An 11,728-nucleotide genomic window follows, 5' to 3' on the forward strand; every position below is an offset into this window, starting at 1 on the left:
TTAGAAAATCAGATTCAACCCCTGATATACGATAAAGGAAACGATCCACGCCACCACGCACTGCAGCAGAGCTACGCCCCACCCCAGCAGATTGCTGTCCAGTTCTCTTCTCACCGCAGCCACCGCCGCCATGCAGGGTGTATACAGCAGGGTGAACACCAAAAAGCTGACAGCGGAAATGGGTGTGAACAGACCGCTCAGGGCAGGCCCCAGCGCTTCCGCAGATGTGCCTGTCAATACACCCAGAGTGCTGACAACAGCCTCTTTCGCTGTAAAGCCTGTGATGAGGGCTGTAGGGATACGCCAGTCATCAAAGCCCAAAGGGGCAAAAATAGGTGCCAGCCAATGCCCCAGCATAGCCAGCAGGCTGTCTGCACTGTTTGTTACCACATTCAGGCGGCTGTCGAAGCTCTGCAGGAACCAGATGATAACCGTTGCCACAAAGATGATGGTAAAGGCTCTCTGCAGAAAGTCCTTCGCCTTATCCCACATCAGCAGGAATACACTTTTCATAGAAGGAAAACGATAGTTGGGCAGTTCCATTACGAAGGGAACAGGTTTTCCTCTGAATACTGTTTTCCCAATGATCAGCGCCATAATGATACCTACGATGATACCCGCTGCATAGAGCCCGATCATCACCAGTGCCGCATGGTCGGGGAAAAATGCCGCCGCAAATACCGCATAGATGGGGATTTTTGCAGAGCAGCTCATAAAAGGTGTCAGCATGATGGTCATGCGTCTGTCTCTTTCAGAAGAAAGAGTTCTGGTTGCCATGACCGCAGGCACCGTACAGCCAAAGCCCACCAGCAGAGGCACAATGCTTCTGCCGGAAAGGCCAATCTTACGCAACAGTTTGTCCATCACAAAGGCGATTCGCGCCATATAGCCTGTGTCTTCCAGAATGGAAAGGAAGAAGAACAGTACCACGATAATAGGCAGGAAACTCAACACACTGCCTACCCCGGCAAATACACCATCGATCAACAGGCTATGTACCACGGGATTGATACCGTAATTGCCCAAAGCAGTATCTACCATAGCTGTAATGGCATCGATGCCTGCCGCCAGCAGGTCGCTCAGATACGCACCAAACACATTGAAGGTCAGATAGAATACCAGGAACATGACCACAATAAAAATTGGGATCGCCAAAACCTTATGGGTCAGGATATTGTCGATTTTCACGCTGCGGATGTGTTCCTTGCTTTCCTGGGGTTTGATAACCGTTGCCGCGCAGACCTTTTCAATGAAATCATAACGCATATCCGCCAGAGCAGCGTTTCTGTCCATGCCATGCTCTTCTTCCATCTGAATGATACTGTGTTCCAGCAATTCCATTTCATTCTGGTCCAGATCCAGCTTTTCTGCGATGGAAGGGTCCGCTTCGATCAGCTTCGTCGCTGCAAAGCGAGTAGAAATGCCTGCTCTTTCCGCATGGTCCTCAATCTGATGGCACACAGAATGGATGCAACGATGGACGGGGCCGGAGGGGCAGAAATCATATATCTTGGGGCATTCTTTTCCTTTCGCCACACGGATGGCTGTTTGCATCAGTTCATCGATACCTTCATTTTTTACCGCACTGATGGGAACTACAGGGATTCCCAATTCTTCGCTCATTTTCTGGACATCGATGGTTCCGCCGTTGCTGCGCACCTCGTCCATCATATTCAGGGCCAGAACCATGGGGATGTGCATTTCGATAAGCTGCAGTGTCAGATACAGATTTCTTTCGATATTGGTCGCATCGACGATATTGATGATACCATCGGGCTTTTCATTTAAAATAAAGTCCCTTGTTACGATCTCCTCGCTGGTATAGGGGCGGATGGAATAGATACCGGGCAAATCCACTACGGAACAATCCCTTTCCCCGCGCACTTCCCCCACCTTCTGATCTACCGTTACACCAGGGAAATTGCCCACATGCTGGTTGGAGCCTGTCAACTGGTTGAACAGGGTCGTTTTGCCGCAGTTCTGATTGCCTGCCAATGCAAAGATCATTCTGCTGCACCCTCTTTCACTTCAATATTTTTCGCGTCATCGATACGGATGGTCAGGGTGTACCCTCTCAGACGCAGTTCAATGGGGTCGCCCATGGGGGCAACCTTTGTTACAGTCACTTTTGTTTTGGGAATGATGCCCATATCCAACAAGCGGCAGCGCAAAGCCCCTTCGCCGCCTACCTTTGTAATGACCGCTTCTTTCCCAATGGGAAGCTCATTCAATGTCATAAATATCCCTCTATTCCAGTCAAATTCAGTCAAAACTGAAAATAATTCTCAATTACCAGAGATGAGTATACCACCGCTAACTCCCACTGTCAACGAAATGGATTCCTTTCGACTAACTTTTGTTAGCTGCCCCAAACAGACCGTTTTTACATGTCCCTTTCCTTTTATTTTTATGTTTCTTTCTATAAAAAGTTACTATATCGAAAACAAAAAAGAGGGCGTAATGCCCTCTTCATTTTTTCAATATTCATATACTCAACTGTAACAGATTTTGCCAGGTTTCTGGGCTTATCAACGTCACAGCCGCGTTCTACAGCAACGTAGTACGCAAACAGCTGCATAGGCAGCACACTGTAGGAGCTTGTGAACAGGCTATTGCATTTGGGCAGGTAAACCACTTCATCCGCCACATCTTCGATGGCAGTGTTGCCTTCTGTCGCAATGGCCAAAACCTTCGCACCTCTTGCCTTTACTTCCTTCACATTGCTGACTGTTTTTTCCAGCAGGCTTTCCTGTGTTGCGATGGCAACCACCAGTGTACCATCTTCGATCAGAGAGATCGTGCCATGCTTCAATTCGCCTGCAGCATAAGCCTCACTGTGGATATAGGAGATCTCCTTCAGCTTCAGGGAAGCTTCCATCGCTACGGCATAATCCAGACCACGGCCGATGATGAAAGCATTTTCGCATTTCGCACAGTTCTTCGCGATCTCTGCCATTCTCGCATCCACCTTCAGCACTTCTGCCGCACGTTCAGGCAGTTCATGCAGTTCTGCAACTGCTGCTTTGTATGCTTCCTCTGTCATTGTGCCGCGTACTTTTGCAAAGTGCAGCGCGATCAGATACAGCACAGATACCTGCGTTGTATAGCCTTTTGTAGAAGCAACGGCGATTTCGGGGCCGGCCCATGTATAGATCACATCATCACTTTCTCTGGCAATAGAGCTGCCTACTACGTTTACGATAGAAATAACCTTCAGTCCCTGTCTCTTCGCTTCTCTCAGAGCTGCCAGTGTATCTGCTGTTTCGCCGCTCTGGCTGATGATGATGCAAAGTTCACCTTTGTTCAGGATAGGGTTTCTATATCTGAATTCGGAAGCAATATCTACTTCCACAGGGATACGGGCTACTTCTTCCATCACATATCTGCCAACGATGCCGGCATGCATTGCAGTACCGCAAGCTACGATGTGAACTCTACCGCAGTTTCTGATCTCTTCTTCTGTCAGAGAAATCTCATCCAGCTTGATGCCTGTTTCTGTCAGGCGAGGCTGGATCGTTTTCTTCAGCACTTCGGGCTGCTCCATGATCTCCTTCATCATGAAGTAGTCATAGCCGCCTTTTTCCGCTGCAGCGATGTCCCATGTTACATGGTAAATTTCTTTTTTGATTTCATTACCTTCTGTATCAAACAGCTTTACGCCATCGTTTTTCAGTACAGCGATCTCTTTTTCATCCAACAGATAATAATCTCTTGTGTATTCCAGCAGAGCGGGAATATCAGAAGCGATATAGTTCTCCCCTTCGCTCAAACCAACCAGCAGAGGGCTTCCCTGACGCACTGCCACCAGTGTGTCGGGGTGGTCGCTGCACATGATGCCCAGGGCGTATGCACCGCGGATCTTTTCCAGCAGCTTTCTTGTTGTGGAGATCATATCGCCGTCATACAGATATTCATACAAATGCGCCACCACTTCTGTATCTGTTTCAGATTTGAAGTGATAGCCTTCGCCTTTCAGCATTTCCTTCAGTTCCAGATAGTTTTCGATGATACCATTGTGTACCACGGAAATCTTACCATTCTGGCTGTTGTGGGGATGGCTGTTTGTTTCACTGGGTTCGCCATGGGTCGCCCAGCGTGTATGGCCGATGCCGATGTGAGAAGATTTCTGTTCTTCTTTTTTCAGTTTTTCTGCCAGGCCAGCCAGTCTGCCTTTTACCTTGATGGTACGGATACCATCATCATATACGGAAATACCCGCAGAGTCATACCCGCGGTATTCCAGTTTGGACAGGCCGTTCAAAAGCACGGGGATGGCCTGATCGTTCCCAATATATCCTACGATTCCGCACATAATTTTTACCTCCAATTTATTTATTCGTCCGTTGCCTTTCTTTTGTCGGGAGCGTTGACCGCTCCGTTTTGTAAAAAGGCCTGCGTCCCTGAACGAAAGGGCGAGGAGCATCCGCCGAAAACTTCGATAAACTCCTGCCTCGTCAGCCGCCCGATCTGCGGCTCTGGCGCTTAAAATTGCTTTTTCCTTCCTTTCCTTCGTAATGGCCTATCGGAAGCCGTTCGAACATAATTCGACATGATATTATATCATCTTTTTAACCTTGGGTAAAGTCTTTTTCCCATTTTATGCGGCCTTCCATTGTCTTTGTGTACGAAAAAAGACCTAATCTTTATAATTTTGAAAGATTTTTGTTATGGATTATTCAAAAAGATGCGTTATACTTGTAGTATAGAAGAGATCCTTATAAAAAAAGAATCTGACCTAAAAAGGAGGACTATAAAATGAAAAAATTACTTGCACTTTTCCTGGCCTGTACCATGGCTCTGGGCCTGGCTGCCTGCGGCGGCAAAGAGGAAACACCCGCTTCTCCTTCTGCAGAAGAAGCTGTCGCTTCCATGGAGGCCCCCATTGATGCTCTGGCAAGATGCATGCTGGAAAACGATATGGAATATGATCCCGAAAATCCCGATTTCTTCTGGACTGCCCTCTACTACTTTGCAGGGGCTTATGGCCTGGAGCATGAGGATGTGGAAGAAGTTCCTGATTCCTATCAGCTGAAAGTTCCTACAGCGGTTATGGAAGAGCATGCCATCGCATTGTTCAGCGAATATGATGGCCTGATGGATCTTCCTTCCATTATGAAGGGCAATGTTTCCTTCGATCCCGATGAAAACGCTTACTTCCTGTCCCGCGGTGATATTGGCGCATCCGAAATGCGCCTGACCAACGTAGCAGAAACAGAAGAAGGCTATGCTCTGGTGGCTGAGCTTTGGGGCATCGACGAAGAAGAAACCCTCATTGCTCAGTTTGATGTTACCCTGACAAAAAATACTTTCTCTGAAGAGATCGAAAATCCTCTGTATCTCTGCAGTGTATCTTCCATGACACTGGTGAAGGAAGACGGTATGGATGGTACAAACAGCGAAAGCAGCAGTGTTGCTCCCGATGAAACTATCACGGCAGTTTTCAACGGTCTATCCGATTCCCATACTGCTGAACTGACCCTGCCCGATGGCAGTATCCAGGCGTTCCAGTTTGATGCAAACTCCACAGCAGGTGCCATCCTGTCCTCTCTGAAGGAAGGCGACGGCATCACCATCGGATACATCACTGATGCCCAGACAGGCGCAGCAAAAATCGTAACAGCAGAATAAACGCAACAAAAAAAGAGCCCTTTGGGCTCTTTTTATTTTGTCCAACCATATTTCTCAGCGATCTTCTCCGCAACATAAATGCCATCCACCGCCGCAGAAACGATACCGCCGGCATAGCCTGCGCCTTCCCCTGCAGGGTAAATGCCCTCTTTGTTCAGGCTCATGGCTGTTTCATTTCGCAGGATGCGAATGGGAGAAGAACTGCGGCTTTCTACTGCCGTCAACAGGGCATCTTCTCTATCGAAACCCTTCAGCTTTCTGCCCATGGCAGGCAGAGCTTCCCGCAAGGCTTCCGTCATAAATGCAGGGAAAATCTCGTCCATATCGCTTTCCTTAACATCGGGGCGATAGGTCGCTTCCACTTCATTTTTCTCTGCCACTCCTGTTTTCAGGAAAGTGCCGACTCTCTGCACAGGAGCAGTATAATCACTGCCGCCAGACTGGAACGCCTTTTCTTCCAACATCCTCTGGAAATGCATCCCTGCCAGAGGATGGTCGCTGCCGAAATCCTCGGGGAATACCTGCACCAGCAGCGCAGAGTTTGCATTTTTGCCATCACGGGCATGCTCGCTCATACCATTGACTGCCAGCCGGCCTTCTTCGGATGCCGCCGCAACAACGTAGCCGCCGGGGCACATGCAGAAAGTATATACGCCGCGACCTTTGGATGTGGTGTAAGTCAGACGATAATCCGCCGCAGGCAGCTTATGGGCCGCCTCACCATACTGCACTTCGTCCACCATCTTCTGGGGATGTTCGATACGGACACCCATGGCAAAGGGCTTCTGTTCCAATGCAAATTCCTCTGCATGAAGCAGTTCAAAAGTGTCTCTGGCACTATGCCCCAAGGCAAGAACCACATCGTCTGTTTCGATTCTTTCGCCATCTTTCAGCAAAACAGCCTTTACTTTATTATTTTCCCATTCAAAGCCAGTTACTTTGGCAAAGAAACGGACTTCCCCGCCCAGTGCTTTGATTTTTTCACGGATATTTTTCACCACGCCGCGAAGCAGGTCTGTACCGATATGGGGTTTTGCATCATACAGTATTTCTTCCGGCGCACCGGCATCCACCATTTCCTCCAACACCTTGCGGCATCTGGGGTCTTTGATGCGGGTAGTCAGCTTGCCATCAGAAAAAGTACCAGCCCCACCTTCACCAAACTGCACATTGTTTTCCGTATCCAGCTTGCCCGTATTCCAAAAAAGGTCAACGGCTTCCTTGCGGCTGTCCACATCGCCGCCCCGTTCCAGAACGATAGGGTTCAGGCCCATTTCCGCCAGCAGCAGAGCTGCAAACATCCCCGCAGGGCCAAAACCGACCACCACAGGACGTTTTTCGGGCATTTTATCCCCTTGCATCATGCGATACTCTAAATCAGGCGTTTTGGAAATATTTTTATCCTTAGATTTTTCTAAAATCTTCTTTTCATTTTTCACTTCCACATCCACCACGTAGGCATAATGGATGTTGTCTTTTTTTCTGGCATCCAAAGAACGCTTGAAAATGCGGTAGGCCTTGATATCCTCCACGGGCACGCGCAAAGCCTTCGCCAGTTTCTTTTCCAAGGCCTTCTGGTTGCCTTCGATAGGCAGTTTCAGTTCAGAAACTCGAATCATTTTTCTTCCCTGCCTTCCCATTCTTCATAAAATACTTCCCGCAGGAACAGACCACGGCTAGGAGCTGTAAAGCCTGCCGCCTCTCTGCTTTCTGCCTGCAGAATGGCCGCCATTTCGTCGGCTTTTCTTTTTCCTTCCCCCACCTCGATAAGGGTACCTGTCAGGATTCGCACCATCTGGTAGAGGAAGCCATTGCCGTAAAAATGCAGTGTCAGTTTGTCTTCTGTTTCTTCGAAGACGATATCGTAAATGATACGCACCGTAGATTTCTTCATGCGCTTATTGGCGCAGAAACTTTTGAAATCATGTTCACCGATAAAAGCAGACGCCGCCTGTTCCATGGCTTCGATATTCAGGTCATCCTCACATCTGAACACATATTTTCTCTCGAAAACAGGAGAACGTTTCCCCTTCCAGATGCTGTAGGAATAATGCTTCGCTTTGGCGCTCAGTCTGCTGTGGAATCTAGGCTGCATTTCTTCAATGGAAAGCCCCGCAATATCCTCTGGCAGCTTTGCATTGAAAGTATCCAGCAATTCTTTCGCTGTACCCGTCCAGTTCATATGGAAATTGATGACCTGCCCTGTGGCGTGGGTGCCTGCATCCGTTCTGCCAGAACCAAAAACCTCCGTTTCCTGCCCGCAAATATCCTTCAGGATGCGTTCCAGTTTTTCCTGTATGGTGTTGTCTGTATTGCCCTGTTTCTGCCAGCCGTTGTATCTTGTGCCGTCATAGGCCAGGACGATCTTATAGTTTTTCATGGGGTTCCCCTCTTATTTTTTACTGCTGCAGCGCATTCAGCACGTTAGGCACAAACTGTTTCTTTCTGGAAACCATACCAGGCACATATACCCAGTTATCTTCCGCAGGACCAAAAGCAGTTTCTGCCAGTTCCTTCGCACCTTCCCCTGCAAATACCAGATGGGAAGATTCTGTCAGAATATTGGTCAGCAGGAAGAACAGCATTTCGCCTTCTTTGACTGCGCCTTCCATGTAAGCCGCAATTTTAGGACGCAGCTGTTCCAGTTCGCCTCTGTCCATGGAAGAAATCTGGCCTGCGCCAAAGTTTTTGCCATGGCCGCTGAATTTCTTGAAATCCTGATAGAAAATTTCTTCAGGTGTTTTATCTGCCAGGCTGCTGCCGGCGCGGAACATTTTTTCCGCATGATCCTGAATTTCGATACCTGCAATGGCTGCCAGTTCCTCCGCTGCCTTTTTGTCCTTCGCTGTGCAAGTAGGAGAACGGAACATCAGTGTATCAGACAGGATGGCAGAGCAAAGCAGACCTGCGATCTTCGCATCCACTTCCACATTGCTTTCCTGATACAGATCATAAATGATCGTACCTGTACAGCCTACAGGCTGATTGCGGAAATATACGGGCATCGTTGTTTCCAGGCTGCCCAGTCTGTGGTGGTCGATGATCTCCAGAATTTCCGCTTCATCAATACCGTCTACTGCCTGAGATTTTTCATTATGATCCACCATGATGATCTTCTTGTTATCCATCCCCAGCAGGGAGCGTCTGGAGAGCATACCACAGTAGTTGCCTTCTCTGTCCAGAACAGGGAAATCTCTGTGGCGGATCTTGGCCAGCGTTTCTCTGATATCTGTAATAAAATCTTCGCTGCTGAATGCGATCAGATTATCTTTTCTCATAAAGTAACGCACAGGCGCAGACTGAGAAATCAGTCTCGCTACCATGAATGTATCATGGGGTGTGCTGATGACTTTACAGTTGTTTTCCCTCGCCAGTTTCTGAATGGTTTTGGAAATAGGCGCACCAGTACAAACGATGATGCAGCCTGCATTCATTTCGATGCCGCAAAGCTGGTTTTCAAAACGGTTCCCTGTCAGCAGCATATCGCCGTCCTCTACATAGTTTTCCAGCAGATCGGGGTTTGCTGCACCGATCAAAATCTTGCCCGTTGTGATTTCTTCTTCGGGATCGCCTACGATCATCGTACCATCGATGGCATCCAGTACGTTTGTATATTTTGTACGGGACATTGCCAGAATACGTGTTTCATAAATATCCATATTAGCTGTAGCAATATCCTTGACAGAAATAATACCTTCCAGTTTGCCGTCATTCACAACAGGCATGGTGGATTCCTGCAGGTCTCTCATGGTATTCCATGCGTTTTTGATGGAAATGTCCTCCGTCAAAACAGGCGTAGGTTTGATGTTTACGTCCTTTACCTGTGTGCCTACATGGGCAATATATTCAGGTGTTTCCACGCCGAAAAAGTTCAGTACATATTTTGTTTCATTATTTACTTCACCGGCTCTTTTTGCCACATATTCGCAGCCGTCGTCCATTTTATTTTTCAGCGCAGCGTATGCGATCGCGGAACAGATAGAGTCTGTATCGGGATTTTTGTGCCCGATGATGAATGTTTTATTTTCTTTCAACATTTCTTGTTTCCCCCTTGTCGAAATATCTACTTTCATTCCATCGGCATCTCGGATGCCAATATCATCTCAATTTTAGTATATCTCATAAAATCAAAGAAAGAAAGGCATAAAAGTATTTTCGTGAACTTGCTCATTTCAGCCAATGTTTTGTATACATCGTACAGCAAAAATACCTCTGCCCTTTGGGCCGAGGTATTTCTCTTTTTATTCCTCTGCATCTTTTAATTCTTTCTGATACCAAACATAGCTCATCACCATCGGCACAACAACAATGACACCTGTTACTGCCATAGTCATCACAAACATGACTTTCCCGGAACCCAGAACCGCACTGACCAGCATCAGGATACCCCCTAAAACAAAGCATTTACCGCCCAGACGGTGAGTTTTGTTCCAGACTGTATCGTTGCTCAATGCCCAAGGTGTTTTCACGCCTGTAAAAAAGTTTCTTTTTATCTTTGGCAGCATATTGCCAAGGGAAATAAATAGGATACCCACCATAAAGCAAACCGCCTTCCCAACATCAAATCTGCCCGGCTGCATAGTTTCCGCTAAAGTCAGCCCCATGATGATAGTCATAAATCCCAGGATCCACAGAATCATCCATTCATAGGTTTCCTGAAATCTATGGTAATTTCTGCGCTTAGGGTCGATTTTAGGCAAAACGAATAACAAAACCCCAATAAAAATATTCATTCCTGCCATCAGGAACAATTCACTTTTATCACCATAACGGTCAACGTTTCCGTCAATGCCCCAATGCAGGGGAACCTGACCGGGTAATTTGCTATAAACAGCCAGCACCATCAAAAGAGGCACAACTGCCAATGTCGCAATTAATATCTTCCTAATTTTCATCTTTCATTTCCCCTTTCAGCCCTGTGATCCAGCTTAAAATCTCCTCGAACACGGACATATTCAACTCATAGTAAATATATTTTCCTTTTTTCTCATCAGAAATTAGCCCCGCCTGTTTCAATATGGATAAATGATGGGAAATAGTCGCTCCAGTCGCGTCAAAATGTGTACCAATTTCCCCTGCGGTCTTCTGGCCATCCTTTAAGATTCCCAAAATTTCTCTGCGACTTGGGTCGCTGATGGCTTCTAGTGTTTCCTGCAATCCCATGCTCCTCCCCCCTTCCCATCATTTAGATGTTTGTCTAAATGATATCATATCTTATTCTCTTCGTCAACAATATTTTGATACTTATCTAAATGTAATATTTTCCACTTTTTTCTTAACTAAAAACAAAAAGTCCTGATCTTTCGATCAGGACTTAGAGGTGCCACCCGGATTTGAACCGGGGATAGAGGTGTTGCAGACCTTTGCCTTACCACTTGGCTATGGCACCATATACGATTATTTCGATATATTTAGTATACTCTCGTTTTCAGGTTTCGTCAATCCTTTTTCTATTCTTTTTTCCAACAGAAATCGCTCTTGACGATTCTTTGATGGTTCGGGCAGTACGTTCCCGCCCTCTGATGGCGGCTTTCTCCCCGTCTTTCGAAAAGAAAAAGTCCTGATCTTCCGATCAGGACTAGAGGCGCCACCCGGATTTGAACCGGGGATAGAGGTGTTGCAGACCTTTGCCTTACCACTTGGCTATGGCGCCATATGATCTGTGCGGGATTCGAACCCGCGTTACCGCCGTGAAAGGGCGGTGTCTTAACCCCTTGACCAACAGACCATATCTGGAGCTTGTTTACAAGCTCCGAAGCATTTAAGCTAAAACTCCTCAAGCGGGACTCGAACCTGCAACCCTCCGGTTAACAGCCGGATGCTCTGCCATTGAGCTATTGAGGATTATTATTTGCACCTGCACCTTCAAAACTGAACACAAGTTACTTGCATATAGTATCATCAATCATTTACTTTGTCAACAACTTTTTGTCGTTTCCAAATTGCTTTGGTCAAGCCCTCGATCTATTAGTATTGGTCAGCTGAACACGTTACCGTGCTTACACCTCCAACCTATCAACCTCGTTATCTTCAAGGGATCTTACTTCATAAAGAATGGGAAATCTTATCTTGAGGGCGGCTTCACGCTTAGATGCCTTCA

The 11,728-nt window shown here is 47.1% G+C and carries 6 protein-coding genes, 4 tRNA genes, 1 rRNA gene and 2 pseudogenes; 1 reads left to right on the forward strand and 12 read right to left on the reverse strand.

What is annotated here, in order from left to right; translation table 11 throughout:
- Both feoB and glmS read right to left on the reverse strand, forming a co-directional pair.
- Positions 1-2,237 (reverse strand): annotated as a pseudogene (gene feoB, locus IJ369_RS07865) (ferrous iron transport protein B).
- A gap of 254 nt (positions 2,238-2,491) precedes the next feature.
- Positions 2,492-4,312 (reverse strand): annotated as a pseudogene (glmS, locus tag IJ369_RS07875) (glutamine--fructose-6-phosphate transaminase (isomerizing)); the annotation flags it as partial.
- A gap of 443 nt (positions 4,313-4,755) precedes the next feature.
- Between glmS and IJ369_RS07880 the strand changes: the two are divergent.
- Positions 4,756-5,628, forward strand: coding sequence for a hypothetical protein (locus tag IJ369_RS07880; RefSeq protein WP_290717889.1), 873 nt, complete (start codon positions 4,756-4,758; stop codon positions 5,626-5,628).
- Positions 5,629-5,660: 32 nt separating this feature from the next.
- Here the strand turns inward: IJ369_RS07880 and IJ369_RS07885 are convergent, their stop codons facing one another.
- The 10 genes from IJ369_RS07885 to IJ369_RS07930 all read right to left on the reverse strand — a co-directional run.
- Positions 5,661-7,247, reverse strand: coding sequence for an NAD(P)/FAD-dependent oxidoreductase (locus tag IJ369_RS07885; protein WP_290717891.1), 1,587 nt, complete (start codon positions 7,245-7,247; stop codon positions 5,661-5,663).
- Positions 7,244-8,008 carry a tRNA pseudouridine(38-40) synthase TruA gene (gene truA, locus IJ369_RS07890; RefSeq protein ID WP_290717893.1) on the reverse strand — a complete coding sequence of 255 codons (765 nt, stop codon included), beginning with the start codon at positions 8,006-8,008 and terminating at the stop codon, positions 7,244-7,246. Before truA ends, IJ369_RS07885 begins: the two co-directional genes overlap by 4 nt.
- A 19-nt stretch (positions 8,009-8,027) precedes the next feature.
- Complete coding sequence (locus IJ369_RS07895) at positions 8,028-9,665, reverse strand: putative manganese-dependent inorganic diphosphatase (RefSeq protein ID WP_290717895.1); 1,638 nt, start codon at positions 9,663-9,665, stop codon at positions 8,028-8,030.
- Positions 9,666-9,869: 204 nt separating this feature from the next.
- Positions 9,870-10,523: an SdpI family protein gene (locus IJ369_RS07900; protein WP_290717897.1), complete on the reverse strand. Its 654-nt coding sequence runs from the start codon at positions 10,521-10,523 to the stop codon at positions 9,870-9,872.
- On the reverse strand, positions 10,513-10,791 hold the full coding sequence (locus tag IJ369_RS07905) for an autorepressor SdpR family transcription factor (protein ID WP_290717899.1): 279 nt from the start codon (positions 10,789-10,791) through the stop codon (positions 10,513-10,515). Before IJ369_RS07905 ends, IJ369_RS07900 begins: the two co-directional genes overlap by 11 nt.
- A 155-nt stretch (positions 10,792-10,946) precedes the next feature.
- Positions 10,947-11,017, reverse strand: a tRNA-Cys gene (locus IJ369_RS07910).
- A 193-nt stretch (positions 11,018-11,210) separates the two neighbouring features.
- Positions 11,211-11,281: transfer RNA gene (locus IJ369_RS07915), tRNA-Cys, on the reverse strand.
- 3 nt (positions 11,282-11,284) lie between these two features.
- A tRNA-Glu gene (locus IJ369_RS07920) sits at positions 11,285-11,356 on the reverse strand.
- A 44-nt stretch (positions 11,357-11,400) separates the two neighbouring features.
- Positions 11,401-11,472 (reverse strand) — tRNA-Asn (locus tag IJ369_RS07925).
- Positions 11,473-11,575: 103 nt separating this feature from the next.
- Positions 11,576-11,728, reverse strand: a 23S ribosomal RNA gene (locus tag IJ369_RS07930); the annotation flags it as partial.

Source organism: Anaerotignum sp. (genome assembly GCF_017483025.1).
Lineage (GTDB): Bacteria > Bacillota > Clostridia > Lachnospirales > Anaerotignaceae > Anaerotignum_A.